Source organism: Blastococcus sp. SYSU DS0539, from assembly GCF_054050855.1.
Map to the genome: position 1 here is coordinate 85,160 of NZ_JBJHAF010000003.1, position 24,730 is coordinate 109,889.

Below are 24,730 nucleotides of genomic sequence, written 5' to 3' on the forward strand. Positions count from 1 at the left end.
CGCCCGTGCTCTCATGGCGGTCCGCCCCACGACCGCGAAGAGGAGCCGTGACCGATCTGCGCCACCACGGGGACGCCGAGCTGGCACCCGGCCTGATCGACCTCGCCGTCAACGTGCGGGCCGGCACGCCGCCGGTGTGGTTGCGGACCGTGCTGCACGACGCGCTGGACCGCAGCGCCGGCTACCCCGATGCCGGCCCCGCCCGGTCGGCCGTCGCCGCGGCGCACGGCCGCGACCCGGCGGAGGTGCTGCTCACCGCGGGCGCCGCCGAGGCGTTCGTGCTGCTGGCCCGCGCGCTGCGGCCCCGGAAGGCCGTCGTCGTCCACCCCTCCTTCACCGAGCCGGAGGCCGCGCTGCGGGCCGCCGGGCACCCGGTCACCCGGCTGCTCCTCTCCCCCGCCGACGGCTACCGGCTCGACCCCGCCGCCGTCCCCGAGGACGCCGACCTCGTCGTCGTCGGCAACCCGACGAATCCGACGTCGGTGCTGCACCCGGCCGCCCGGGTGGCCGCGCTGGCCCGCCCGGGCCGGGTGGTGCTGGTCGACGAGGCGTTCGCCGACACCGTTCCCGGCGAGCCCGAGTCGCTCGCCGGCCGGGCCGACGTGCCCGGGCTGCTCGTCGTGCGCAGCCTGACCAAGACGTGGGGCCTGGCCGGGCTGCGGGTGGGGTACGCCCTCGGCCCGCGCGAGCTGATCGCGGCGATGGCCGCCCAGCAGCCGCCGTGGCCGGTCAGCACCCCCGCGCTCGCCGCACTGGTGGCCTGCAGCACCCCGGCCGCCCGCGCCGAGGCGCACGCGGCCGCCGTCGCGCTGACCGGGCACCGGGCGGCGCTGCTGGCCGCCCTCCCGCCCGGCGTGGCGGTGCTCGGCGAGCCGCGCTCGTCGTTCGTCCTGCTCCACCTCCCGGACGGCGCGGGGGTGCGCGCCGCGCTGCGGGACGCCGGCTGGGCGGTGCGCCGCGGCGACACCTTCCCGGGCCTGACGACCGACCACCTCCGGGTCGCGGTGCGGGATCCGCGGACCTCGCGTGCGTTCGCCGGAACCCTCGCTGGGATCCTGGCGGGGACGCACGGGCCCGGATCCGCACCGGGAACCGCCCCCGGCATCCCCGAGGAGATCCGCTGAACGCCACCCCGGTGCCCCCCGAGTCGGGCACGGTCTACCCGGTCGGCCTGCGCCTGCGCGACCGGCTGGTCGTGGTCGTGGGCGGCGGCCGGGTGGCCCACCGGCGGGTCGCCGGCCTGCTCGAGGCTCGGGCCCGCGTCACCGTGGTCAGCCCGGAGGTGACGCCGGCGCTCGAGTCGCTCGCCACCGCCGGGGGCACGACCTGGCACCGGCGGACCTACCGGCCCGGCGACCTCGACGGCGCCTGGTACGCCGTCGCCGCGACCGACGACCCCGCGGTCAACGCCGCCGTGGCCGCGGAGGCCGAGCGGGCGCGCATCTTCTGCGCCCGGGCCGACGACCGCGCGGCGTCCAGCGTCTGGACGCCGGCCATCGGGCGGCAGGGCGACCTGGTCATCGGCGTGCACGGCGGCGGCGACCCGCAGCGGGCCATCGGCGTCCGGGACGCGATCGTCGCCGGGCTGACCGACGGCAGCGTCGGCGACCGGGCGGCCCGCCCGGCCCCCGGCGGCAGCGTGGTCCTCGTCGGCGGCGGCCCCGGCGACCCCGGGCTGATCACGGTGCGCGGCCGGCAGGCGCTGGCGCACGCCGACGTCGTCGTCGCCGACCACCTGGGCCCCCAGTCGCTGCTCGCCTCGCTGCCGCCCGAGGTGGAGGTCATCGACGCCTCGAAGCTGCCGCGCGGCCGGTCGATGGCCCAGGAGCGGATCAACCAGCTGCTCGTCGAGCACGCCCGCGCCGGCCGGCGGGTGGTCCGGCTCAAGGGCGGCGACCCGTTCGTCTTCGGCCGCGGCTTCGAGGAGCTGCAGGCCTGCGCCGCGGCCGGCATCCCGGTCGAGGTCGTCCCCGGCATCACCAGCGCCGTCGCGGTGCCCGCCCTCGCCGGCATCCCGGTCACCCACCGCGGGCTGACCCACGAGTTCGTCGTCGTCTCCGGCCACCTGCCGCCCGGCCACCCGCAGTCGCTGGTCGACTGGGCGGCGCTGGGCCGGCTTCGCGGCACGCTCGTCGTCCTCATGGGCGTCGACACGGCCCCGGCGATCGCCGCGGCGCTGGTCGAGCACGGCCGGGCACCCGGGACGCCGGTGGCGGTGGTCAGCGACGGCTCCACGGCCACCCAGCGCACGGTGCGCACCACGCTGGCCGAGCTGCCCCGCACCATCGCGACGGAGGCCGTCCGTCCCCCGGCGGTCTGGGTCGTCGGCGAGGTGGTCGGCCTGGGCACCGACGGCTGACCAGCCGCTCCCCCGTCAGCCGGCGGCGGCCACGGTCGCGAAGACGACGGTGTTGTCGGTGCTGGTGCCCGCGGCGTCGTCGAACTCGCCGCCACAGGTCACCAGGGCGACGTCGGCCCCCTCGGGGTGCCCGTTGAGGGCGTCGGCGAGCGCGCTGGTCGACTTGTCCAGGCCGGTCAGCGGCTCCCCCAGCACCGCCAGCCGCAGCACCGCGCCGCTGCCGTCGCGCAGCAGCACCTCGTCGCCGGGACGCAGCTCGTGCAGCCGGTCGAACACCCCCGGCCCGTCCTCCTGCTGGTGGCCGAGGACGACCGCCATGCGCCCGGAACCGGGGGGCGGCCCGTCGGACCACCACGACGTCGTCTCCATCGACTCCGGCACGCCGTAGCCCGCGACGGTCTGCCCGGTGAAGGGGTTCTCGTAGGTCACCGTGCCGCGCGATTCCACGACGGTGTCCACGCCGATCGCGGGGATCGCCAGCCCGGCGGGGACGATCGGCCCTGCGGCCGCCACCTCGGAGACGGCGGGGGCGGGGCCGGCTGCGCCCGGGCCGGCACCGGCCGGGCCCGGGCGGGCGGTCACGACCCAGAGCACCGCGAGGCCGGCCGCCAGGACGACGAGGAAGGCCCCGGCGGTGCGCAGGTCAGCGCTGCGGATCGGCCGCACGCCACTGCCTCCGGTACGCGGCCACGCCGGCGCCGGTGCCGGCCGCGAGCAGCAGCGCGCTCCCCAACGCGACCGGGAGCACGTCGGCACCGTCGTCCCCGGCTCCCGTCGGCGCGTAGCCGGGGTAGACCACGGGGTGCGCCACCGGCTCGGCCACCGGCGGGGCCGGTGCGGCCGGGACGTGCGGCTCGGGGGTGTCCGCGGGGGGCTGCTCCGCGGGGAGCGCGGGCACGCAGCCGGGGAGCGTCTCCGCCAGCAGCGTCAGGCCCTCGACGATCGACGACTCCTGGAGCGTCGCCGGGTCGAGGACCTCCTGCAGCTGCTCGCCCAGCCCCAGCAGGCCGTCCGGACCGCCGGCGGCCAGCCCCTCGAGCGCGCCCTGCAGCTCCCCGACCAGCGCCTCGAGCTCGGCGGGGAGCTCGGCCAGGCCGCCGGCGAGGAGCTCCAGGCTCTGCGTGACACCGTCCACGCACTCCTCCGGGAGGTGCAGCGCCGCCGCCAGCTCCCGCAGCGCCGACTCGAACTCGGCGGGCAGCTCCAGTGGGACCTCCGGGCCCGCCCCGGGGTCCGCCGCCCCGTCGCCGCCGGCGTCCCCACCGGGGAGCGGACCGGCGTCCCCACCGGGCAGCCCGGGCAGCGGACCGGCGTCCCCACCGGGCAGTCCCGGCAGCCCGCCGGCGTCCCCGGCACCGCCGGCACCGCCGGTCAGGCCGCCGAGCAGGTCGGTCACCGGCGGCAGCGGACCGGGCGGGGCGGCCTCGTCGGCCCACGCGAGGCCGGGGACGACGACGAGCGCCGCGGCCATGCCGGAGACGGCCAGCGCCCGGCGGCCGCGCGGCCTCGGGGAGCGGGTGGGGAACTGCGGCGACATGGCGGACCTCCGGCGACGAGACGTGCGTGGCATCACTGCGCAGCGCAACGACGACCGGACGGACCGGTCACGCCGCTCCTCGGCGCCACCCGAGTGTCATCACCAGCCGTTACCCGTCGGTCACTGATACCGGACGTACACACCCATCTCTCGCCCGGGTGACCGCCCCGCTCAGATGTTGGCGCCGTCCGGTGGCGGCCCGTCGGGGAGCTTCGCGGCGACCCCGGACCCGGACAGCTCCGGGGCGTCCATGCCGACGGTGTACGCCGTCATCGACAGCGAGCCGTAGGCGTAGCCGTCGACGAGCACGTCGACGGAGGCGTCGGTCGCCCCGGCGATGCCGGCGACGTAGAGCAGCGGCAGGAAGTGGTCCGGGGTCGGGACGGCGAGGTCGAAGTCGCGGTGCCCGTCGAGGCGGCCGGCGTCGGTCGGGTCGGTGAGCATGCACTCCTTCGCCGCCTCGTCGAACCGCTGCGCCCAGTCGAACCCGGCGTCGGGCAGCGCCCGGCTCACCCCGCCGAGGTTGTGCACCACGTTCCCGCTGCCGATCACCAGCACGCCGTCCTCGCGCAGCGGGGCCAGCGCCGCGCCCAGCTGCAGGTGGTAGTCGAAGGACTTGAGCGCGTTGATCGACAGCTGCACGACCGGGATGTCGGCGTCCGGGAAGGCGTGCGCGAGCACCGACCAGGCGCCGTGGTCGATGCCCCAGCTGTCCAGGTCGGCCCCCACCCAGGTGGGGTGCACGATGTCGGCCACCTCCTCGTACAGCCCCGGCAGCCCCGGCGGCTCGTAGCGGACGTCGAAGAGCTCGCGCGGGAAGCCGAAGAAGTCGTGGATGGTGCGCGGCCGGGGCATCGCGGTGATCGCCGTCGCCTGCACGTACCAGTGGGCGGAGACGACCAGGATCGCCCGGGGCCGGGGCACCGCACGGCCGAAGGCGCGCCAGGCCTCGGTGTACCGGTTGCTCTCCAGCGCGTTCATCGGGTTGCCGTGGCCGAGGAACGCGGCGGGCATGACGGGCATCGCTGACCTCCCTCTGCGTCGCCGCCGATCATCTCCCGCGCGGTGCCGCGCGGCGACACGCGCCGCAGCCGCGCACCGCTCAGGCCCGCGGCACCCGGGTCGCGGCGTCCTCCAGCAGCACCCGGCGCTCCGCCGCCGGCCGGCGCGGGCAGGACAGGCAGGTCGGCCCGGACGGCAGCCGGTCCATCAGGCAGCAGGACACCCGGGCGGTGAACCGCGCGCCGGCGACGTCGACGTAGCGGGGCACCGGCAGCGGGAACCCGACGGCCGCGGCCAGTGGACCGGCCAGCGCGGTGACCGCCGGGACGTCCCCCAGCGTCCGGCCGAGGCCCAGCAGCCCGTTGGCCAGCGAGTCCGTCGCGACGGCCCACAGCGGCCGCTGCCGCATCCGCCCCGCCTCGGCGAGCGCGGGGACGACCGCCGTCAGGCACTCCCGCAGGCCGGCCGCGGGGTCCCCGCCCGGCACCGCGGACACCGCCGCCACCGGCAGCCCACCGGGGCCCAGGTAGGCGGTCATGTGGGCCGGCCGGGCCGAGAGCGGGCGCGCCACGGCCAGGCCGGCCAGCACCGGGACCAGGAGCACCGCCGACGCCGAGTACCACCACACCGTCGCGTGCACCCGGAGGTCCCCGGCCCGCTGGCGGGCGGCCCGGGCGGCCAGCAGCTCGGCCAGCCGGCGGGGGTCCGCGAGCTGCGTCACCGGTACCGGCACGGCACCGGGCGGCGGTACCAGGCCGAGCGCGGCGGCACCGGGGATGCGCGCCGCCACCTCCGCCTGCGGACCGCTCACCGGGCCAGTGTGGCCGGTCGTCGCTCCGCACGTCGCGTGGGGCAGACGACCGAGCGCTACGGCCATACGGTGTGTCCTGGACCACGCTGCACCGTCGCGGACCCAGGCGACGCCGGACCCGGGAGGACCCCCATGAGCGAGACGACCCAGGCAGACGGCCGGACCTTCGCGCCGCCCGAGGCCCTGGCGGCGCAGGCCAACGTCGGTCCCGAGGTGTACGACGAGGCCGCCCGCGACCGGCTGGCGTTCTGGGCCTCGGCCGCCGGGCGGCTGAGCTGGGCGCAGCAGTGGGACGAGGTGCTCGACTGGAGCAACCCGCCGTTCGCGAAGTGGTTCGTCGGCGGCCGGCTCAACGTCGCCTACAACTGCGTCGACCGGCACGTCGAGGCCGGCCACGGCGAGCAGGTGGCCTACCACTGGGAGGGCGAGCCGGGCGACACCCGCACGATCACCTACGCCCAGCTCAAGGACGAGGTCTGCAAGGCCGCCAACGCGCTCACCGAGCTCGGCGTCGGGGCCGGTGACCGGGTGGCCATCTACCTGCCGATGATCCCCGAGGCGATCATCTCGATGCTCGCCTGCGCGCGCATCGGCGCGGTACACATGGTGGTCTTCGGCGGCTTCTCGGCCGACGCGCTGGCCAGCCGGATCACCGACGCCGGCGCCCAGGTGGTCATCACCTCCGACGGCGGCTACCGCCGCGGGGCCCCGAGCGCGCTCAAGCCCGCCGTCGACGAGGCGGTGGACCGCACCGAGAGCGTGCGGCACGTGCTGGTCGTCAAGCGCACCGAGCAGGACGTCGCCTGGAACGACGACCGCGACCTGTGGTGGCACGACGCCGTGGGCCGGCAGTCCACCGAGCACGAGTGCGAGTTCTTCGACGCCGAGCACCCGCTCTACATCATGTACACCTCGGGCACGACGGCGAAGCCGAAGGGCATCCTGCACACCAGCGGCGGCTACCTCACCCAGGTCGCCTACACCCACTGGGCGACCTTCGACCTCAAGCCCGACACCGACGTCTTCTGGACCGCGGCCGACGTCGGCTGGGTCACCGGCCACAGCTACATCGTCTACGGCCCGCTGGCCAACCGGGCCACGAGCGTCATGTACGAGGGCACCCCGGAGACCCCGCACCGCGGCCGCTGGTTCGAGCTGATCCAGAAGTACGGCGTCACGATCCTGTACACCGCGCCCACGGTCATCCGCACGTTCATGAAGTGGGGCGAGGACGTCCCCGCCGGCTTCGACCTCTCCTCGCTGCGGCTGCTCGGCTCGGTCGGCGAGCCGATCAACCCCGAGGCCTGGCTCTGGTACCACGAGCACATCGGCGGCGGCCGCTGCCCGATCATGGACACCTGGTGGCAGACCGAGACCGGGGCGCACATGCTCACCCCGCTGCCCGGCGTCACGAACCTGACCCCCGGTTCGGCGCAGCACCCCTTCCCGGGCATCTCCGCCAAGGTCGTCGACGACGAGGGCAACGAGCTCACCGACGACTCCACCGGGCTCCTCGTGCTCACCGAGCCCTGGCCGGCGATGCTGCGCACCATCTGGGGCGACGACGACCGCTACGTCGACACCTACTGGTCCCGCTTCGGGAACGACGTCTACTTCGCCGGCGACGGCGCGAAGAAGGACGCCGAGGGCAACATCTGGCTGCTGGGCCGGGTCGACGACGTCATGAACGTGTCCGGCCACCGCATCTCCACCACCGAGGTCGAGTCCTCCCTGGTCGGGCACCCCGCGGTCGCGGAGGCCGCGGTCGTCGGCGCCAGCGACCCGACCACCGGTCAGGGCATCGTCGCGTTCGTGATCCTGCGCGAGAGCGGCACGGACTCCGGCGACGAGCTGGTGCAGACGCTGCGGACCCACGTGGCCCGCGACATCGGCCCGATCGCCAAGCCGCGCCAGATCATGGTGGTGCAGGAGCTGCCCAAGACCCGGTCCGGGAAGATCATGCGCCGGCTGCTGCGCGACATCGCCGAGAACCGCGAGCTGGGCGACGTCACCACGCTCACCGACTCCTCGGTGATGAACATGATCAAGGACAAGCTGCCCGCCGCACCCGCCGAGGACTGACCTCGCGGGCAGCGGAGGCCCTGCCCACGTCCCGCCCCGGCGCGCCGTGGGCAGGGCCTCCCGCGCTCCCGCTCAGCCCCTTGCCGGGTCACCGGGACGCGGACACGGTGGTCATGGGGCACGATCGTCCCGACCAGCAGTTCCACCGAAGGAGGAGCCACCCGTGGCCCACAGTGTGTCGTCGACCCGCACGGACGGGGCCAGCCCGGCCGTCGAGCCCTCCATCGGCACGCTCGTGCAGAGCGCGATGGCCGACGTCTCGACGCTGGTGCGCAACGAGATCGAGCTGGCCAAGGCGGAGATCGGCGCCTCGGCGAAGAAGGGCGGCATCGGCGCCGCCTCCTTCGCCGCGGCCGGCGTGTTCGCCGCCTTCGCCGGCATCTTCTTCTTCATCGCGCTGGCCGAGTTCCTCACCTGGCTCGGCCTCGCCCGGTGGATCTCCTACGCCATCGTCTTCCTCCTGCTGATCGCGCTGGCCGGCGTCGCGGCGCTCGTCGGGAAGAAGATGATCAAGAAGATCGAGAAGCCCGAGCGGACGATGGAGTCGCTGCGCGAGCTGCCCGAGGTGATGCACCGCGAGGCCCCGGGGGCCCGGCACCGGGAGGTCCCGGTGGTCAGCGGCGGCAAGGTGGAGCTGCGCAGCAACGAGCCCTACCGGGTCTGAGGCCGATGACCGTCCCCCCGGACGGCCGTCCCGACGCCACGAGCGTCCTGCTCCCCGGGCCGTGGACCCACCGCGACATCTCCGCCAACGGCGTGCGGCTGCACGCGGCGGAGGCCGGGGAGGGGCCGCTCGTCCTGCTGCTCCACGGCTTTCCGCAGTTCTGGTGGACCTGGCGCGCGCAGCTGACCTCGCTCGCGGAGGCCGGGTTCCGCGCGGTCGCCCCGGACCTGCGCGGCTACGGGGCCAGCGACAAGCCACCCCGCGGGTACGACCTGCCCACCCTCTCCGCCGACGTCGCGGCGCTGGTGCGGGCGCTCGGCGAGCGCGACGCCGTGGTGGTCGGCCACGACTGGGGCGGCCTGCTCGGCTGGACGATGGCCGCCCTGCACCCCCGGGTCGTGCAGCGGCTCGTCGTCGTCTCGATGGCCCATCCCCGGCGGCTGCGGGCCGGCATGACCGATCGCCGGCAGCGCCGGGCTCTGCGGCACGCCCTGGGCTTCCAGGTGCCCCGGCTGCCCGAGCGCCGGCTGACCCGCCTCGACGACGACCCGGTCGCCGACCTGATGCAGCGCTGGGCCGGCCCGGACTGGGCCCGCACGCCCGACTTCGCCGCCGCCGTGGACCGGTACCGCGCGGCGGCACGCATCCCGCAGGCCGCCTACGGCGCGATGGAGTACTACCGCTGGGCCGGCCGGTCGCAGCTGCGGCCCGACGGACTGCGCTACGCGCGCCGGATGGCGGCGCCGATCACCGCGCCGACGCTGCAACTGCACGGCGCGCTGGACCCGTACGTCCTGCCGGAGACCGCGCGCGGATCCGGCCGGTACGTCGCCGGTGCCTACGAGTGGCGCGAGCTGGCCGGGGTGGGCCACTTCCCGCAGGAGGAGGCCCCGGAGGAGATCGGCCGGGCCGTCGCCGCCTGGGCCCGCGGCTGACCGCCCCTTTCCGGGCGGGAACCCCTACTCGCAGGGGCCGGTGCCGACCTCGGCCAGGGCCCGGCTGCCCTCCGCCGCCGCGTCGGCCACCTGCGGGCCGGTGAGCGCGTAGCCGGTGTCCGGGTCGTCGATCGCCGAGGCGAAGACGACCCCGAGGACGCTCCCGTCGGGGGCGAACAGCGGGCCACCGGAGTTGCCGGCGCGCACCTGGCCGTAGAGCGCGTAGACGTCGCGGACGACGGTGCGCGTGTTCCGGAAGTCGGGGCCGCTGATCTCGCCGCGGTCCCGGACGCGGGCCGGCCCGACGTAGAAGGGGCCGCCGCCGGGGTAGCCCATGATGATCGCGTCGTCGCCCGAGTCGGCCGACTCCGCCGTGAAGCGCAGCGGCACCTGGGGCAGCCCGGGCACCGCGAGCACCGCCACGTCGATCTCCTCGTCGACCAGGACGGGGATCGCGTCGTACTCCTCGCCCTCGGCGACGACGACCGGATCGGTGACGCCGGCCAGCACGTGGGCGTTGGTCATGACCCGCTGGGGGGCGTAGACGAACCCGGACCCGTCGATCTGCCGCGAGCAGGAGGGCGCGACCCCGCGGATCTTCACCACCGAGCCCTGCACCGACGTGACGACGTCGCTGCTCTGCAGCGACGGGTCCGGCGCCGGCACGGCCCGCGCATCGGTCGGGGTGAGCGGATCGAGGACGTCGGGCAGCCCCCGCCGGTCGATCGCCTCGCGCAGGCTCTCGTAGACGTTGCGGACCCCGTCGGGGACCGCCCGGTCGACGGCCTGCACCAGCGCCGACTGCCGCACCTGGCTGGCCACCTGCGGGAACGGCGAGCTGGCCAGCGGCGAGGCGACCATCCACGCGACCAGCAGGACCGACGCCGCCGAGACCACGGCACCGGCGACCGAGTCGACCATCTCGGCCGGCTCCCAGGTGACCCGGGAGCGCACCGCCCGGCCGATCGCCCCGGCCAGGATCTGCCCCAGCAGCGCCCCGGCGAGCACCACGACCAGAGCGGCGAAGACCCGCGTGACGCTGGAGCCCTCGATGCGGTCGGCCACCGGGCCGGCGAGCTGCGCGCCCAGCACGGCGCCGCCGAGGAAGCCGAGGATCGAGGTCGCCGAGACGAGCAGCCCCTGGCGGAACCCGGAGAGCGCGAAGAGCAGGGCGAGGACGATCAGGACCAGGTCGACCAAGGACACCGGCGGCTACCCGCTGACCGTCATCGTGCCCACCTGCCCGAGCTGCAGGTGGAACGTGCAGGCGAACGGGTAGTCGCCCGGCGTCGTCACCTCGAACTCGATGGTCTCCTCCTGCCCGGGGGCGAGGAAGGCGACGCCTGCGTCGATCGGGGCCGGCAGCTCGTCGTCAGTGTATTCGAGGTTGTGGGTCATCTCGTCGGCGAGGTTGACCACGGTGAGCCGCACGCGGCCGGGGGCGACGGTGAACCGGTCGGGGTAGAACTCGTAGTCGTCCCTGGTCTGGACGGTGACCTCCTGGACGCCGTCCTCGGCGACGGTCACCTCACCCAGGCCCTGCGTGGAGCCCGGGCCCTCGGTGGACGGTGCCGGGGCCTCCCCGCCACCCCCGCAACCGGTCAGCGCTCCGGCGACCAGGGCCGCGCCGACGCCCACCGCGGCGGCCCGCCGTCGCCACATCCACCCGCTCATCGGGGCCGAACCGTACGCGTCGGAGCACCGTCGGGCGCGGGATCGGCCACCGTCGGCGCGGCGGCGTCCCCCGTCTCGTCGTCGTCCCCGGAGCCCGGCAGGGTGTAGGGGCGCAGCATCGACTCGGGGATCGGGCGGACGTCGCGCTGGTTCCACGGCCGGGCCAGCCCGGCCGCCTCGAGGATCGCCTCCAGCAGCCCGGCCGTGAAGCCCCAGACCAGCATGTCGGCCACCGTGAACGCCGGCCCGATGTGGCCCGACGGGTGCCGGAGCCGGAACCGGTTGCCCGGGTCCGCCAGCTCGGCGAGGGGCACCCGGGCCACGCGGGCGACCTCGTGCGGATCGCCGACGCTGACGTCGCGCGGGTCGTCCCACCAGCCGACCACCGGGACGACCAGGCGGTCCGACGGGGGCAGGTAGAGCTCCTGCAGCGTCGCGAGCACCCGCACGCCGTCGGGGTCGATCCCGGCCTCCTCCTGCGCCTCGCGCAGCGCCGTCCCCACGGGGAAGTCGTCGCCTGGGTCGACCCCGCCGCCCGGGAAGGCCGGCTGGCCGGCGTGGCTGCGCAGGTGCGCGGACTTCTCGATGAGCAGCACGTCCGGCCCCCGGGCGCTCTCGCCGAAGAGGATCAGCACCGCTGACCGCCGGGCGGTGGCGGTGACCTTCGGCATCCGGTGCCGCAGCGGCAGGTCGGCCGCGGCGTCCAGCAGCCGGTGGAGGTACTCCGGGAGCCCGTCGACGTCCGGTGCGGCGCTCACAGCTGCACCCCGAGGTGCTCGGCGACCAGGCCGCGCAGCTCGTCCAGCGAGCTCACCGGACCGGCCTCGGTGTGCACCAGCGCGCCGTCGGCGTCGACGAAGTAGGTGAACGGCAGCACGTTCAGGCCCAGCTCGGCCATCAGCTGCCCCTCGCCGTCGAACGCACTCGGGAAGGTGACGCCCACGTCGTCGGCGAACGAGGCCGCCTGCGGCAGCCCGTCCTTGCTGATCACGCCGACCATCCGCACCTGGTTCCCCGCCACCTCGGCGAACTCCTGGAGGATCGGCATCTCCTCCCGGCACGGCGCGCACCAGCTCCCCCACAGGTTCACCACCATGGGGACGCCGGGGGCGCGGCCGAGGTCGAGGGAGCCGCCTCCGGGGCAGTCGAAGGAGAGCGCGGGCAGCCGCTCGGCGCCCGCCGCCGCGGTGCCGGGCTGCTCCGGGCAGGCGGCCAGCGCGGCGACCGGCGTCGTCGTGGCCGGCGCCGCGGCCGGGCCGTCGTCGTCGGCGGCGGCGCAGCCACCCAGCAGCATCGCGGCCACCAGGCCGAGGAACGGCAGAGCGCGGCGCATCACTCGGTGTCCGAGGCGGTCGGGGTCTTCACGAGCTTCAGCGCGACCTCCGGATCGACCGGGCCGATGCCGAACGACGGGCACCACTGCGCCAGCCCGCACGCGCCGCAGGCCGCCTTCTTGGCGTGGCAGACCCGCCGCCCGTGGAAGATCACCCGGTGGCTGAAGTCGGTCCACTCCTTCTTCGGCACCAGCTTCGCGATCTCGGCCTCGACCTTGACCGGGTCGTCCTCCGCGGTCCAGCCGAACCGGCGCACCAGCCGGCCGAAGTGGGTGTCGACCGTCAGCCCCGGGACGCCGAAGGCGTTGCCGAGGACGACGTTCGCCGTCTTGCGGCCGACCCCCGGCAGGGTGACGAGGTCGGCCATCCGCGGCGGCACCTCGCCGTCGAAACGCTCGACCAGCGCCTGGCTGAGCCCCAGCACCGAGTTCGCCTTGGCCCGGAAGAAGCCGGTGGGCTTGAGGACGGCCTCGAGCTCCTCGCGGTCCGCGCCGGCGAGGGCGAACGCGTCCGGGTACCTCGCGAACAGCGTGGGCGTCACCTTGTTGACCATCTTGTCGGTGGTCTGCGCGGACAGGACGGTGGCCACCAGCAGCTCGAAGGGGTTGGTGAAGTCCAGCTCGCAGTGGGCGTCCGGGTGGATGACCGCCAGCTCCCGGGCCATCCGCCGCGCCCGGCGGGTGCGCCCGAGCGGCGACTCGCCCGGGTCGAACGGGGAGGCCCCGGTGAGCGCCGCGCGGGTGGGTCGCCGGGTTCGGGTCGGGCGCGCGTAGGCCGGTGGGGACGCGGGTGCGGACACGCGGTCGAGGGTATGCGGCCCTGCCGACCCTCTTCCGCCGTGCCATCATCGAGGACGGACCGCTCCCCCCGAGTGCCGCCGACGACGCAGAGGAGGTCGGGATGGTCGCCCTCAGTGTCATCCTGTTCCCACCGCTGCTGATCGCGTTCCTGCTGGTCATGGAGCGCGTCGAGGAACCCCTGCGCCGCCCGGCGTCGCCCCGCGAGGTCAGCGAGTTCCTGAACACGGCCACGCCCGGCGAGGTGGACACCCTCGCCACCTCGGGCCTCCGGCGGGCGCTGTCCCGCTGGCGGCGCCGTCGCAGTGGCGGCCGGCGCCGGTCCGAGAACCCCCCGATGGTCTGAGCGGCGGGGACCCGGCGACCGCTCCCTCCCCCGGAGTGGGCACGTTCCGGACCACCGATCGGGTGACCGACCGCACAGCCGCCTAGACTCGCCGTGGGCACGGGCATCCCTGTGCCCGCAGACAGTGTGAGAGGACGTGCAGTGGACGAGGTGCTGGCTCAGTCGGGGCTCTTCCAGGGGCTCTCCGAGGACGCGGTGGACCCCGTCATCAGCCGGCTCGAGACGATCACCCTGCCCCGGGGCCGGGTGGTCTTCAACGAGGGCGAGCCGGGCGACAGCCTCTACATCGTCATGACCGGCAAGATCAAGCTCTCCCGCCGCTCGCCCGACGGCCGGGAGAACGTGCTGGCGGTCATGGGTCCCTCGGACCAGTTCGGCGAGCTGTCGGTCTTCGACCCGGGCCCGCGCACCGCGACCGCGACCGCGGTCACCGACGTCAAGCTGGCCCGCATGCCGCAGTCGGTGCTGCTGCCCTGGATCGAGGCGCACCCGGAGATCGGCGAGCAGCTGCTGCGGGTCCTGGCCCGGCGCCTGCGCCGCACCAACGACAGCGTCGCCGACCTGATCTTCACCGACGTCCCGGGCCGCGTGGCCAAGGCGCTGCTGCAGATGGCCGACCGCTTCGGCAGCCGGGACTCCGACGGGCTGCGCGTCAAGCACGACCTCACCCAGGAGGAGCTGGCCCAGCTGGTCGGCGCCTCCCGCGAGACGGTGAACAAGGCCCTGGCCGACTTCGTGCACCGCGGCTGGATCCAGCTGCAGGGCAAGTCCGTCGTCGTCCTCGACGAGGAGCGCCTGCGCCGCCGCGCGCGCTGACCCTTCCCGCGTCGAACCAGCGAGGCCCGGAACCGCTCAGGTTCCGGGCCTCGCTGGTTCGTCCCCGCTCCTGCCCAGCTCGCGGCCGCCCGCTCTGGGGGTCGATCTCGCGTACTCGGGGTCCTGCAGGACCCCCACAGCGCGAACACGACCCCCAGAGCCGGGGTGCCGGCGGTGGACTCGTGCCGCGGCGTGGCGAGCGGGCTACGAGGGGAGCGGCACCGCCAGGCGGATGCGGGTGCCGTCGGGCAGGACCGCCCAGCGACCCTCGGGGGTCTCCTCGAACCGAGGGCTGATCGGGTGCAGCGGGTCCGGCGGGGAGCCGGCCAGCGCGGCCGCCACGTCCGGGAAAGCGACCAGCTGACCGAGGGTGTGCGACGTCGGCGGCAGCATCGGGCGGGTGCCCGCGTCGAGCTCGGCCAGCGCTGCGGCCGGGCTGAGCCACGCCGCCTCGTCGGCCTCCCCGGAGACGTCCCGCGCCTCCTGGCCGACCGGCAGCGCCGCGGCGAAGAACTTGGTGTCGTAGCGACGCGGCTCGACCGGCGGGGTGATCCAGTGCGCGAAGGGGCGCAGCAGGTCCGACCGGAGCACGAGGCCGCGGTCGGCCAGCAGGCCGGCCAGGGAGATCTGCCGGCTGAGCAGCGCCTGGCGCTGCTCCTCCCAGTCGTTCCCCGAGACGTCGGGGACGACGGAGCCGTCGGGCAGTCCGGCCAGCAGGACCCCGGCCTCCTCGAACGTCTCGCGCACCGCGGCGCACACCAGCTCGCGGGCGGTGCGCTCGTCGCAGCCGAAGGCGGTCGCCCACTGCGCCGGCGCGGGCCCGGCCCAGCCGATGTCGGTGTCGCCGTCGCGCGGGTCGACGCCGCCGCCGGGATAGGCGGTCATCCCACCGGCGAAGGGCATCCCCTTGGTGCGGCGGAGCAGGTACACCTCGAGCCCGGGCGTCCCGTCCCGCAGCAGCAGGACCGTCGCCGCCTGCTTCGGTTCGGCGCTCACCGAAGCTCGACGGTGAGCTCGACCTCCACGGGGGCACCCAGCGGCAGCTCGGCCACCCCCACGGCGCTGCGGGCGTGCCGGCCCGCCTCGCCGAAGATCCGGCCCAGCAGCTCGCTGGCGCCGTTGACCACCCGCGGCTGCCCGGTGAAGCCCTCGACGCTGGCCACGTAGCCCACGACGCGCACGACGCGGGCGACGGAGTCCAGGCCCACGAGGTCGTCGATGGCGGCCAGGGCGTTCAGCGCGCAGAGCTTGGCGTCGGCCGCGGCCGCCTCCGCGTCCACCGAGCCGCCGACCTTGCCGGTGCGGCGCAGCCCGCCGTCGACGAACGGCAGCTGGCCGGAGGTGAACACCAGCGAGCCGGTGCGCACGGCCGGGACGTAGGCGGCGACGGGCGCGGCCACCGGCGGCAGGCGGATGCCGAGCTCGGCGAGCCGGGCGTGCCAGCTCGGGGCCGCCTCGGAGGAGGCGGTCATACCGGGCGCTTGAGGTAGGCGACCAGCTGCTGGGCCCCGCCGGGGCCGGGGAGCACCGTCACCAGTTCCCAGCCGTCGACGCCCCAGGAGTCGAGGATCGCCTTGGTGTTGTGGACCAGCAGGGGGATGGTCGCGTACTCCCACTTCTGGCGCGCGGCTTCGCTCATGGGCGCGACGCTACTGCAGCCGCGCGCCGTGGCGGGCAGCGCCGCCGCCGTCCCGGCACCGCCGCGGCGGGCCGACCCGCTCACCAGCTCCTACGCTGGTGCCGTGCCCCCCGAACTGTCGCCCGCGCGCCTGCACGTGGTCACCGGCAAGGGAGGGACGGGGAAGACCACCGTCGCCGCCGCCCTGGCGCTGGCGCTGGCCGCCGACGGGCGCTCGGTGCTGCTGGTGGAGACCGAGGGCCGGCAGGCCATCGCCCAGCTGTTCGACACCGCACCGCTGCCCTACGAGGAGCGCCGGATCGCCGTCGCGCGCGGCGGTGGCGAGGTGAAGGCGCTGGCCATCGACGTCGAGGAGGCGCTCCTCGACTACCTCGACATGTTCTACAACCTCCGGCGGGCCGGCCGGGCGCTGCGCAAGATGGGCGCGATCGACTTCGCCACCGCCATCGCACCGGGTCTGCGCGACGTGCTGATCACCGGGAAGATCAAGGAGGCGGTGACCCGCCGCCAGAACGGCCGGCCGGTCTACGACGCCGTGGTCGTCGACGCGCCACCCACCGGGCGGATCACCCGCTTCCTCGGCGTCACCGGTGAGATGTCCCAGCTGGCCCGGTCCGGCCCGATCAAGACCCAGAGCGACGGCGTCATGGCGGTGCTGCGCTCCCCGCAGACGGCGGTCCACCTGGTCACCATCCTGGAGGACATGCCCGTGCAGGAGACCGCCGACGCCATCGCCGAGCTGCAAGCCGCCGGGATGCCGATCGGCTCGGTCGTGGTCAACATGGCGGCCGAGCCGGTGCTGCCGGCCGCGGCCCTCGCCCGCGCGGTCGCCGGCGAGCTGACCGGCGCGGACCTGTCCCCCGCCCTCGCGACGGCGCAGCTCCCGGGCGGCCCCGAGCTCGCCGACGCGCTGGCCGCCGAGGTGGTGGAGCACGCCCGCCGCTGGGCCTCGCAAGACGCGCTGCGCCACCAGGTGACCGCGCTGGACCGCCCCACGCTGGAGCTGCCGCTGCTGCCCGGCCCGATCGACCTCGGCTGCCTGTTCGAGCTGGCCGGGCGGCTCGAGGAGCACCTGCGCGCGGAGGTGACCCGCTGATGGCCGCCGACACGACCACCGAGCCGCGCACCCGCGCACCGCGGCAGGCTCCGGCGATGGACCTGGACGCCCTGATCGCCGACCGGGAGACCCGCATCGTCGTCTGCTGCGGCGCCGGCGGCGTCGGGAAGACGACGACGTCGGCGGCCCTCGCGCTCGCCGCGGCCCAGGCCGGGCGCACCGTCGTCGTGCTCACCATCGACCCGGCCCGGCGGCTCGCGCAGTCGCTCGGCCTCGTCGAGCTGGACAACGAGCCGCGGCGGGTCGACGTCCCGGGGGCGCCGGGCGAGCTGCACGCGATGATGCTGGACATGAAGCGGACGTTCGACGACATCGTCACCGCTCACTCCACGCCCGAACGGGCCCAGGCGATCCTGGACAACCCCTTCTACCAGGCGCTCTCCTCCTCCTTCGCCGGCACGCAGGAGTACATGGCGATGGAGAAGCTGGGCCAGCTGCGGGCCAGCGAGGAGTGGGACCTGGTCATCGTCGACACCCCGCCGTCCCGCTCCGCGCTGGACTTCCTCGACGCCCCCAACCGCATGAGCCGGTTCCTCGACGGCACGATGATCCGGCTGCTCATGGCGCCCAGCCGGACCGGGTTCAAGTTCGCCAGCGCCGGTTTCCTGCTGTTCAGCCGGATCGTCAGCAAGATCCTGGGCGGCCAGCTGCTCCGGGACATCTCCGCCTTCGTCGCCGCGCTGGACACCATGTTCGGCGGCTTCCGCGAGCGGGCGACGGCGACCTACGAGCTGCTGCGCCGTCCGGGCACCTGGTTCGTGGTGGTCGCCGCCCCCGAGCCGGACGCGCTGCGGGAGGCGTCCTACTTCGTCGACCGGCTCTCCGCCGAGGGCATGCCGCTGGCCGGGCTGGTCCTCAACCGCACCCACCCCCCGGCGACGACCGGGCTCTCGGCGACCCGCGCGGAGGGCGCGGCCGAGAACGTCGCCGAGGCCGGCGGCGACGCGGCCGACCTGGTGGCGGCGGCGCTGCGGGTGCACGCCGAGCGGATGCAGCTGGCGGGGCGCGAGCAGCACCTGGCCGACCGGTTCACCAGCGCCCACCCCGACGTCGCGGTGCGCACCGTCCCGGCCGCCGCCGGGGACGTGCACGACCTCGAGGGGCTACGGGTCATGGCCGAGGCGCTCATCGGTCCGGACGGCGACACGCCGACGGGCACGCCGAGGACGCGCGTCCTGCCCGCGCGCCGCGGCTGAGCGCGGCGCCCCGGCAGCGCCACCCGACGTACCCTGGCCGCGATGTCGGAGAACGCGCGCGTCCGGACCCGTCTGCTCGCCAAGCTCGCCGCGACGATCGTCGTCGCCGGCGCGCTCGTGGCGGGACTCATGCTGCCCTGGATCGGCGGGACGGGGCTGGCGGCACGCAACTCCGTGTCGCTGCTCGACGCGCTCCCGGTGGAGCTCACCGACAAGACCCCCGCGGGGGTCACCCGGGTGCTCGCCGCCGACGGCACGCTGATCACGAACTTCTACGAGCACAACCGCATCCCGGTGACGTCGGACCAGATCGCCGAGGTCATGAAGCAGGCCCTCGTCGACATCGAGGACTCCCGCTTCTACGACCACAACGGCCTCGACGTGCAGGGCACCGTGCGGGCGCTGATGAAGAACCTCGCCGCCGGGTCGGTGCAGGAGGGCGGCTCGACGCTCACCCAGCAGCTGGTGAAGCAGACCCTGCTGCAGACGGCGACCACCCCCGAGGCCCGCGAGGCCGCCGACGCGCAGAACGTCGGCCGCAAGCTGCGGGAGGCGCGGCTGGCCCTCGCCCTGGAGGACACCTACTCCAAGGACGAGATCCTCACCCGCTACCTGAACCTGGTGTACTTCGGGCAGGGCGCCTACGGCATCCAGGCCGCGGCCCAGCGGTACTTCAGCGTCGACGCCGCCGACCTCACCCTCCCCCAGGCGGCCATGCTCGCCGGGCTGGTGCAGAGCCCCTTCTACGACGAGCCGATCAACAACCCGGAGAACGCGCAGATCCGGCGCAACCAGGTGCTGCAGCGCATGCACGACCTGGGCCACATCACCGACCAGGAGCTGGCCGACATCGCGCCGCAGCCGGTCCAGGTGGCCCCCGGGCAGCCGCCGGCGAACGGGTGCATCGACGCGGTGATCGGCGGGTTCTTCTGCGCCTTCGTCCAGCAGTACGTGATCGGCACGCTGGGCCTGACCCAGGCCGACCTGAACAAGGGCGGGCTGACCATCCAGACCACGCTGCGCCCGGACATGCAGCTCGCCGGTGACCAGGCCGTGCTGAACACCGTGCCCATGGGTGACGAGACCGTCGGTGTCTACGACGCGATCGAGCCGGGCACCGGTCACGTGCTCGCGATGAGCGTCAACCGCCGCTACGGCTGCGACGGCCCCGAGTGCGAGTCGGTGAACTTCGCCGTCGTCCCGACCAAGGGTTCCGGCTCGACCTTCAAGACCTTCGTCGCCGCCGCCGCCCTGGAGATGGGGCTCCCGGCGAGCCACACCATCACCACGAGCGAGCCGTACACCTCCCGGGTCTACGAGGCCTACGACCCCGAGACGCAGGAGATCGAGCCCTACTCGATCGGCAACGTGGGCAGCTCGTACCCGCGGACGCTGACCATGACGCAGGCCCTGTACATGTCCTCCAACACCTACTTCCTGGCGCTGGAGGACGCGCTCGGCTCCATCGAGCCGGCCGTCGAGATGGCGCAGCGGCTGGGCATGACCTTCGACTACTCGGTCACCCAGACCCCGGCCCAGACGATCATCGACGAGAACCGCCCGTCGTTCGCCTACGGCACCGACGGCGTCAGCCCGCTGGACCTGGCGAACGCCTACGCGACGATCGCCGCCCGCGGCGTGAAGTGCACGCCGACGCCGATCGTGGCGATCACCACGCCGAACGGGAAGCCGTTCACCGGCGCGGACGGCGAGCCGGTGGTCCAGGAGAACAGCTGCGAGCAGGTGCTCGAACCCGGCATCGCCGACACGCTGAACCAGATGATGATCAAGGACGTCGAGCCGGGCAACCGGCTGCAGACCGGCTCGCGGGCCCACATCCCCGGCCACCAGATCGCCGGCAAGACGGGCACGGTGAACGACAACGACTCGGTGACGTTCGTGGGGTCCACCCCCGAGTACACGGCCAGCGTCATGGTGTTCCGAGCGCGGGACAACCTGAGCGTGGGTGGCTTCGGCGGCGGCAAGCCGGCCGGCATCTGGCGCGACGCGATGGCGCCGATCCTGGGCAACCAGCCGGCCGCGGCGTTCCCGCCCGCCGATCCGAAGTACGCCGGCCGCGGCGTCGACGCCGCACCCACCGGCCCCGTGCGGGACGACTCGAACCGTCGCAACCGGACCGGGACGACGCAGCAGCGCACCACCACGCCGCCGCCCGCGCCGGCGCCCCCGCCGCCCGCGGAGCCGCCGCCGGCCGACACCGCGACGGGCACGGAACCCACGCCGGGCGCCATCGACGAGCCGGAGCCGCAGACTCCGCCGCCCGTCGACTAGGGGGAGCGAGCCGCCGTCAGCCCAGCTGGCGGCGCACCTCGGCGGCGATGCGGGAGCCCTCGGCCCGCCCGGCGACGACCGCGTTCGCCGCACCCATGACCTTGCCCATGTCCTTCATGCCCGAGGCGCCGGTGCGGGTGACGACGTCGGCGACGATCGCGGCCAGGTCGGCGTCGTCGAGCTGCGCCGGCAGGTAGCCGGCGAGGACGTCGCCCTCCGCCTGCTCGCGCGCGGCCTGCTCGGCGCGGCCGGCCGAGCCGAACGCCTCGGCGGCCTCCCGCCGCTTCTTCGCCTCGCGGCGCAGCACCGCCTGCACCTCGTCGTCGGTGAGCGCGCGGGCCTCCTTGCCCGCCACCTCCTCCGCGCTGACGGCGGCGAGCACCATGCGCAGCGTGGCGGTGCGCAGCTCGTCACGGGCCTTCATGGCGGTGGTCAGGTCGGCGCGCAGCTGTTCCTTGAGGTCGGGCACGGGGACCAGCCTGACACGACGCCGTCGCGGTCCGCGCCCGTAGGCTCGGCGGGTGCGCTGGTACACCGCCGTCCCCACCGCCGCCGTCGCCTCGGGCGCGGCGGTCACCGCATACGCGAGCCTCTACGAACGCACCCGCTGGACGCTGCGCCGCTTCGACGTCCCGGTGCTGGCGCCCGGCTCCGCGCCGCTGACGATCCTCCAGCTGTCGGACCTGCACATGACCGCCGGGCAGCGGAGCAAGCAGGAGTGGATCGCCGGGCTGGCCGAGCTCGAGCCCGATCTGGTGATCAACACCGGGGACAACCTCGCCGGCTTCGACGCCGTCCCGCCGACCCTGCGCGCCCTCGACCCGCTGATGGACCGGCCGGGCGCCTTCGTGCTCGCCAGCAACGACTACTACGCGCCCCGGCCGAAGAACCCCCTCAAGTACTTCAAGCGCGACCACAAGCGGGTGCACGGCGACGAGCTGCCCTGGCGCGACCTGCGCGACGGCATGCGCGACCGGGGCTGGCTGGACCTCACCAACGGCCGCGGCGAGCTGACCGTCGGCGGCCGGCGGATCGTCTTCGCCGGCGTCGACGACTCGCACCTCAAACGGGACCGCTACGACCTCGTCGCCGGTCCGGCCGACGCCGGCGCCGACGTGCGGATCGGGCTGGCCCACTCCCCCGAGCCGCGGGTGCTCGACCGGTTCGCCGCGGACGGCTACGACCTGCTGCTCTGCGGGCACACGCACGGCGGGCAGCTGCGGGTGCCGTTCTACGGGGCGCTGGTGACCAACTGCGGCATCGACCGTGACCGGGTGCGCTGGCTGCACCGCTGGGCGCCGCCCTCGCCCGCGCGCCCGGCCGGCACCTGGCTGCACGTGTCGGCCGGCCTGGGCACCAGCCCGTACGCCCCGGTGCGCTTCGCCTGCCCGCCCGAGGCCACGCTGCTGACCCTCACCGCGCGCCCGGCCTGAGCCGCGGTCCCCCGCCGCCGAGAGGTCCGGCGTCTAGCGCTAGACTCGACGACGCACCTCGGGGTGTGGCGCAGCTTGGTAGCGCGCGTCGTTCGGGACGACGAGGCCGCAGGTTCAAATCCTGTCACCCCGACCCTCCGCTCGGGGGCCGCCGGAAGGCGGCCCCTGAGTCGTTCCGGCCACGTTCCGGTTGGCGCGCCGCCCCGGCGGGCACCGGGTGCCGCGATGACCGAATGGCTGCTCCTCCTCGCCGCCGTCCTCCTGACGGCACTCACCGGCTTCTTCGTCGCAGCCGAGTTCTCCCTCACCACCGTCGACCGCGGTCGCGCCGAGGAGGCCGCCGCCGCCGGTGACCGCCGCGGGCGCGGCGTCGTCCGCGCGCTGCGGACGCTGTCCACCCAGCTGTCGGCCGCGCAGCTGGGCATCACGCTCACCACGCTGCTGGTCGGCTACCTGGCCGAGCCCGCGATCGGCCAGCTGCTCCGCGGGCCGCTGGAGTCCGCGGGCCTGACCGGCGCGTCGACCACCGCCGTGTCGGTCGGCCTGGCGATCGCGCTGGCGACCACGCTGCAGATGCTGCTCGGCGAGCTGGGGCCCAAGAACCTGGCCATCGCCAACCCGCTGTCCGTGGCCGGCTTCATCGCGCCGGGGATGCGGGCGTTCACCCGCCTCACCGGCCCCGTCGTCCACACGCTGCAGCGGCTGTCGAACGCGATCGTCCGGCGGCTGGGCTTCGAGCCGCGGGAGGAGCTGGAGACCGCCCGGGACGCCGACGAGCTGGCCGCCGTCGCCCGCCGGTCGGCGGCCGAGGGCGACCTCTCCCCCGTCGCGGCGCGGCTGCTGCAGCGCTCGCTCCAGCTCGGCGGCAAGTTCGCCACCGACGTCATGACCCCGCGGACGCAGCTGTGGACGCTGCGGGCCAGCGCCACCGCCGCCGACGTCATCTCCGCCGCGGTCAGCTCGGGCAACTCCCGCTTCCCGGTGTACGGCTCCGACCTCGACGAGGTCACCGGCGTGGTGCACGTGAAGCACGCCGTCGCGGTGCCGGAGGCCGAGCGCGGCCGCCGCACCGCCGGCGAGCTCGCCGTCCCGGTGCTCGCCGTCCCCTCGTCGATGCACCTGGAGCGGCTGCTGGACCTGCTGCGCGACCAGGGCCTGCAGCTGGCGCTCGTGGTCGACGAGTGGGGCGCCACGCACGGGGTGGTGACGCTGGAGGACATCGTGGAGGAGCTCGTCGGCGAGATCACCGACGAGACCGACCGGCCGCTGCGCACGCTGCGCCGCGTCGGTGACGACGCCTGGCTGCTCTCCGGGCTGCTGCGCCCCGACGAGGTGCTCGAGCGCACCGGCATCGCCGTGCCCGAGGGCCGCTACGAGACCCTGGCCGGCTTCCTCACCGAGCAGCTCCAGCGGATGCCGGAGGTCGGTGACTGCGTGACCGTGGACGACGTCCGGCTGCGGGTGGAAACGCTGGAGGGACGCCGGGTGGCGCGGGTGCGGGCCGAGCGGCCGGCCGAGGTGGCCGACCCGCCGGAGCCCGACGCCGGCGGCGCCACGGCGTCCCGCCTCCGGGTGGAGGTGCCGGCATGACCGCCGTCAGCCTGCTGATCCTGGTCGCCCTGCTGCTGGGCAACGCCTTCTTCGTGGCCGCCGAGTTCGCGCTGGTCTCCACCCGCGCCGACCAGATCGAGCCGCGGGCGGAAGCCGGCTCGGCCCGCGCCGTAAAGACCCTCGCCGCCATGCGGAACGTGTCGCAGATGATGGCCGGGGCCCAGCTGGGCATCACCCTGTGCTCGCTGGGGCTGGGCGCCGTCGGGGAGCCGGCCGTGGCGCACCTGATCGAGGTCCCGCTGGAGGCCGCCGGCATCCCCGAGGGGCTGCTGCACCCCATCGCGCTGGTGATCGCCCTGTCGATCGTGACCGTGCTGCACATGGTGATCGGCGAGATGGTGCCGAAGAACATCACCATCGCCGGGCCGGACCGGGCGGCGCTGGTGCTGGGGCCCCCGCTGGCGGTCATGGTGCGGCTGCTCAAGCCGTTCATCTGGTTCTTCAACACGATCGCCAACGCCTTCGTGCGGCTGTTCGGCGTCCAGCCCACCGACGAGGTGGCCGCCAGCTTCGACGCGGCGCAGATCCGTTCGATGGTCACCCAGTCGCAGCAGGAGGGGCACCTGGGGGCGGGGATGGGCGAGCTCGCCGCCGGTGCGCTCACCTTCGAGCACACCGACCTCTCCTCGGTGGTCCTGCCGCTGGACCGGCTGGTCACCGTGCCCCGCAGCACCACCCCGCGGGAGCTCGAGGCGGTCGTCGCCCAGCACGGTTACAGCCGGTACCCGGTGCGCGGCGCCGACGGCGAGCTGGCCGGGTTCGTGCACGTGAAGGACGTCCTCGACGTGCCGGGTGCCCGCCGCGACGAGCCGATGCCCGACCGGGACGTGCTGCCCCTCGTGGAGCTGCGGGCCGACGAACCGCTGCCGGAGGTGCTGGCCGCCCTGCGGAAGGGCGGCGCGCACCTCGGCCGGGTGGTCGACGGTGGCCGCACCACCGGCATCGTGGCGCTGGAGGACGTGCTGGAGCAGCTGATCGGCGACGTCCGCGACGCCGCCGCCGAGCGTCGCCGCGTCGAGGAGCGGCAGGCGGCCGTGCCCGACGGGGCCGCCCCGGTCGCCGGTGCGGGCGCCGGGGGAAGATGA

At 75.0% G+C, this 24,730-nt stretch carries 26 protein-coding genes and 1 tRNA gene; 14 read left to right on the forward strand and 13 right to left on the reverse strand.

Annotation, left to right across the window (positions count from 1 at the left end; all coding sequences use genetic code 11):
* Window positions 1–5 precede the first annotated feature (5 nt).
* Both cobC and cobA read left to right on the forward strand, forming a co-directional pair.
* A complete protein-coding gene (cobC, locus tag ACI790_RS04755; protein WP_456568642.1) occupies window positions 6–1,124 on the forward strand; it encodes an Rv2231c family pyridoxal phosphate-dependent protein CobC in 1,119 nt (372 codons plus the stop codon).
* A gap of 11 nt (window positions 1,125–1,135) precedes the next feature.
* Entirely contained in the window at window positions 1,136–2,359 is a 1,224-nt protein-coding gene (gene cobA, locus ACI790_RS04760; RefSeq protein WP_456568643.1) for a uroporphyrinogen-III C-methyltransferase, read from the forward strand.
* A 15-nt stretch (window positions 2,360–2,374) separates the two neighbouring features.
* Here cobA and ACI790_RS04765 read toward each other — a convergent pair whose 3' ends face one another.
* The 4 genes from ACI790_RS04765 to ACI790_RS04780 all read right to left on the reverse strand — a co-directional run bounded on the left by ACI790_RS04765 (window position 2,375) and on the right by ACI790_RS04780 (window position 5,709).
* Window positions 2,375–3,025, reverse strand: coding sequence for a class F sortase (locus ACI790_RS04765; RefSeq protein WP_456568644.1), 651 nt, complete (start codon window positions 3,023–3,025; stop codon window positions 2,375–2,377).
* Window positions 3,003–3,896 (reverse strand): hypothetical protein, encoded by an 894-nt coding sequence (locus ACI790_RS04770; protein ID WP_456568645.1) that lies wholly within the window; start codon window positions 3,894–3,896, stop codon window positions 3,003–3,005. Before ACI790_RS04770 ends, ACI790_RS04765 begins: the two co-directional genes overlap by 23 nt.
* 171 nt (window positions 3,897–4,067) lie before the next feature.
* Window positions 4,068–4,919 (reverse strand): 4,5-DOPA-extradiol-dioxygenase, encoded by an 852-nt coding sequence (gene ygiD / locus ACI790_RS04775; protein ID WP_456568646.1) that lies wholly within the window; start codon window positions 4,917–4,919, stop codon window positions 4,068–4,070.
* Between the two features lie 79 nt (window positions 4,920–4,998).
* Window positions 4,999–5,709, reverse strand: a complete 711-nt coding sequence (locus ACI790_RS04780) for a (2Fe-2S)-binding protein (RefSeq protein ID WP_456568647.1) — start codon at window positions 5,707–5,709, stop codon at window positions 4,999–5,001.
* 132 nt (window positions 5,710–5,841) lie between these two features.
* Here ACI790_RS04780 and acs point away from each other — a divergent pair, with 132 nt between their 5' ends.
* From acs to ACI790_RS04795, 3 genes are all read left to right on the forward strand, one after another.
* Complete coding sequence (acs, locus tag ACI790_RS04785) at window positions 5,842–7,791, forward strand: acetate--CoA ligase (protein WP_456568648.1); 1,950 nt, start codon at window positions 5,842–5,844, stop codon at window positions 7,789–7,791.
* A gap of 163 nt (window positions 7,792–7,954) precedes the next feature.
* Window positions 7,955–8,455, forward strand: a complete 501-nt coding sequence (locus ACI790_RS04790; RefSeq protein ID WP_456568649.1) for a phage holin family protein — start codon at window positions 7,955–7,957, stop codon at window positions 8,453–8,455.
* A gap of 5 nt (window positions 8,456–8,460) precedes the next feature.
* Complete coding sequence (locus ACI790_RS04795; protein ID WP_456568650.1) at window positions 8,461–9,390, forward strand: alpha/beta fold hydrolase; 930 nt, start codon at window positions 8,461–8,463, stop codon at window positions 9,388–9,390.
* 24 nt (window positions 9,391–9,414) lie between these two features.
* Here ACI790_RS04795 and ACI790_RS04800 read toward each other — a convergent pair whose 3' ends face one another.
* Genes ACI790_RS04800 through nth form a run of 5 tightly spaced genes read right to left on the reverse strand, consistent with a single transcriptional unit; the run spans window position 9,415 to window position 13,197 of the window.
* A complete protein-coding gene (locus tag ACI790_RS04800) occupies window positions 9,415–10,596 on the reverse strand; it encodes a MarP family serine protease (protein WP_456568651.1) in 1,182 nt (393 codons plus the stop codon).
* 6 nt (window positions 10,597–10,602) lie between these two features.
* A complete protein-coding gene (locus tag ACI790_RS04805; protein WP_456568652.1) occupies window positions 10,603–11,064 on the reverse strand; it encodes a cupredoxin domain-containing protein in 462 nt (153 codons plus the stop codon).
* Entirely contained in the window at window positions 11,061–11,822 is a 762-nt protein-coding gene (locus ACI790_RS04810; RefSeq protein ID WP_456568653.1) for an NUDIX hydrolase, read from the reverse strand. The genes ACI790_RS04805 and ACI790_RS04810 overlap by 4 nt, the downstream gene beginning before the upstream one ends.
* Complete coding sequence (locus ACI790_RS04815; protein ID WP_456568654.1) at window positions 11,819–12,397, reverse strand: TlpA family protein disulfide reductase; 579 nt, start codon at window positions 12,395–12,397, stop codon at window positions 11,819–11,821. The genes ACI790_RS04810 and ACI790_RS04815 overlap by 4 nt, the downstream gene beginning before the upstream one ends.
* Window positions 12,397–13,197: an endonuclease III gene (gene nth / locus ACI790_RS04820; RefSeq protein ID WP_456568655.1), complete on the reverse strand. Its 801-nt coding sequence runs from the start codon at window positions 13,195–13,197 to the stop codon at window positions 12,397–12,399. The genes ACI790_RS04815 and nth overlap by 1 nt, the downstream gene beginning before the upstream one ends.
* Before the next feature lie 101 nt (window positions 13,198–13,298).
* Here nth and ACI790_RS04825 point away from each other — a divergent pair, with 101 nt between their 5' ends.
* Together ACI790_RS04825 and ACI790_RS04830 are read left to right on the forward strand one after the other, a co-directional pair.
* A complete protein-coding gene (locus ACI790_RS04825) occupies window positions 13,299–13,541 on the forward strand; it encodes a hypothetical protein (protein WP_269191750.1) in 243 nt (80 codons plus the stop codon).
* Between the two features lie 141 nt (window positions 13,542–13,682).
* Complete coding sequence (locus tag ACI790_RS04830; RefSeq protein ID WP_104526541.1) at window positions 13,683–14,357, forward strand: Crp/Fnr family transcriptional regulator; 675 nt, start codon at window positions 13,683–13,685, stop codon at window positions 14,355–14,357.
* A 204-nt stretch (window positions 14,358–14,561) separates the two neighbouring features.
* Here ACI790_RS04830 and ACI790_RS04835 read toward each other — a convergent pair whose 3' ends face one another.
* From ACI790_RS04835 to ACI790_RS04845, 3 genes are read right to left on the reverse strand one after another with little or no spacing between them, the layout of a single operon-like run.
* Complete coding sequence (locus ACI790_RS04835; RefSeq protein WP_456568656.1) at window positions 14,562–15,353, reverse strand: NUDIX hydrolase; 792 nt, start codon at window positions 15,351–15,353, stop codon at window positions 14,562–14,564.
* The gene (locus ACI790_RS04840) at window positions 15,350–15,829 is read right to left on the reverse strand and encodes a RidA family protein (RefSeq protein ID WP_456568657.1); all 480 of its coding nucleotides are present in this window, start codon (window positions 15,827–15,829) and stop codon (window positions 15,350–15,352) included. Before ACI790_RS04840 ends, ACI790_RS04835 begins: the two co-directional genes overlap by 4 nt.
* On the reverse strand, window positions 15,826–15,996 hold the full coding sequence (locus ACI790_RS04845) for a hypothetical protein (protein WP_456568658.1): 171 nt from the start codon (window positions 15,994–15,996) through the stop codon (window positions 15,826–15,828). The genes ACI790_RS04840 and ACI790_RS04845 overlap by 4 nt, the downstream gene beginning before the upstream one ends.
* Window positions 15,997–16,099: 103 nt before the next feature.
* Between ACI790_RS04845 and ACI790_RS04850 the strand changes: the two genes are divergently transcribed.
* From ACI790_RS04850 to ACI790_RS04860, 3 genes are read left to right on the forward strand one after another with little or no spacing between them, the layout of a single operon-like run.
* Window positions 16,100–17,092: an ArsA-related P-loop ATPase gene (locus tag ACI790_RS04850; RefSeq protein ID WP_456568659.1), complete on the forward strand. Its 993-nt coding sequence runs from the start codon at window positions 16,100–16,102 to the stop codon at window positions 17,090–17,092.
* Window positions 17,092–18,309, forward strand: coding sequence for an ArsA family ATPase (locus tag ACI790_RS04855; protein ID WP_456568660.1), 1,218 nt, complete (start codon window positions 17,092–17,094; stop codon window positions 18,307–18,309). The genes ACI790_RS04850 and ACI790_RS04855 overlap by 1 nt, the downstream gene beginning before the upstream one ends.
* 42 nt (window positions 18,310–18,351) lie before the next feature.
* The gene (locus tag ACI790_RS04860; RefSeq protein ID WP_456568661.1) at window positions 18,352–20,601 is read left to right on the forward strand and encodes a transglycosylase domain-containing protein; all 2,250 of its coding nucleotides are present in this window, start codon (window positions 18,352–18,354) and stop codon (window positions 20,599–20,601) included.
* Window positions 20,602–20,617: 16 nt separating this feature from the next.
* On the opposite strand, the gene ACI790_RS04865 is transcribed toward ACI790_RS04860, so the two are convergent.
* The gene (locus ACI790_RS04865) at window positions 20,618–21,070 is read right to left on the reverse strand and encodes a GatB/YqeY domain-containing protein (protein WP_456568662.1); all 453 of its coding nucleotides are present in this window, start codon (window positions 21,068–21,070) and stop codon (window positions 20,618–20,620) included.
* Window positions 21,071–21,122: 52 nt separating this feature from the next.
* On the opposite strand from ACI790_RS04865, the gene ACI790_RS04870 reads away from it, so the two are divergent.
* From ACI790_RS04870 to ACI790_RS04885, 4 genes are all read left to right on the forward strand, one after another.
* Window positions 21,123–22,034 carry a metallophosphoesterase gene (locus ACI790_RS04870; protein WP_456568663.1) on the forward strand — a complete coding sequence of 304 codons (912 nt, stop codon included), beginning with the start codon at window positions 21,123–21,125 and terminating at the stop codon, window positions 22,032–22,034.
* Window positions 22,035–22,093: 59 nt separating this feature from the next.
* Window positions 22,094–22,167: transfer RNA gene (locus tag ACI790_RS04875), tRNA-Pro, on the forward strand.
* 92 nt (window positions 22,168–22,259) lie between these two features.
* Window positions 22,260–23,624: a hemolysin family protein gene (locus tag ACI790_RS04880; RefSeq protein WP_456568664.1), complete on the forward strand. Its 1,365-nt coding sequence runs from the start codon at window positions 22,260–22,262 to the stop codon at window positions 23,622–23,624.
* A complete protein-coding gene (locus ACI790_RS04885) occupies window positions 23,621–24,730 on the forward strand; it encodes a hemolysin family protein (protein ID WP_456568665.1) in 1,110 nt (369 codons plus the stop codon). The genes ACI790_RS04880 and ACI790_RS04885 overlap by 4 nt, the downstream gene beginning before the upstream one ends.

Bases quoted from the DNA above. Each gene is read 5' to 3' on its own strand.
- ACI790_RS04885 (WP_456568665.1), top strand. From the start codon at position 23,621: ATGACCGCCGTCAGCCTGCTGATCCTGGTCGCCCTGCTGCTGGGCAAC.
- ACI790_RS04855 (WP_456568660.1), top strand. From the start codon at position 17,092: ATGGCCGCCGACACGACCACCGAGCCGCGCACCCGCGCACCGCGGCAG.
- acs (WP_456568648.1), top strand. From the start codon at position 5,842: ATGAGCGAGACGACCCAGGCAGACGGCCGGACCTTCGCGCCGCCCGAG.
- ACI790_RS04805 (WP_456568652.1), bottom strand. From the start codon at position 11,064: ATGAGCGGGTGGATGTGGCGACGGCGGGCCGCCGCGGTGGGCGTCGGC.
- ACI790_RS04825 (WP_269191750.1), top strand. From the start codon at position 13,299: ATGGTCGCCCTCAGTGTCATCCTGTTCCCACCGCTGCTGATCGCGTTC.
- ACI790_RS04815 (WP_456568654.1), bottom strand. From the start codon at position 12,397: ATGCGCCGCGCTCTGCCGTTCCTCGGCCTGGTGGCCGCGATGCTGCTG.
- ygiD (WP_456568646.1), bottom strand. From the start codon at position 4,919: ATGCCCGTCATGCCCGCCGCGTTCCTCGGCCACGGCAACCCGATGAAC.
- ACI790_RS04880 (WP_456568664.1), top strand. From the start codon at position 22,260: ATGACCGAATGGCTGCTCCTCCTCGCCGCCGTCCTCCTGACGGCACTC.
- ACI790_RS04840 (WP_456568657.1), bottom strand. From the start codon at position 15,829: ATGACCGCCTCCTCCGAGGCGGCCCCGAGCTGGCACGCCCGGCTCGCC.
- ACI790_RS04860 (WP_456568661.1), top strand. From the start codon at position 18,352: ATGTCGGAGAACGCGCGCGTCCGGACCCGTCTGCTCGCCAAGCTCGCC.
- ACI790_RS04770 (WP_456568645.1), bottom strand. From the start codon at position 3,896: ATGTCGCCGCAGTTCCCCACCCGCTCCCCGAGGCCGCGCGGCCGCCGG.
- ACI790_RS04845 (WP_456568658.1), bottom strand. From the start codon at position 15,996: ATGAGCGAAGCCGCGCGCCAGAAGTGGGAGTACGCGACCATCCCCCTG.
- ACI790_RS04795 (WP_456568650.1), top strand. From the start codon at position 8,461: ATGACCGTCCCCCCGGACGGCCGTCCCGACGCCACGAGCGTCCTGCTC.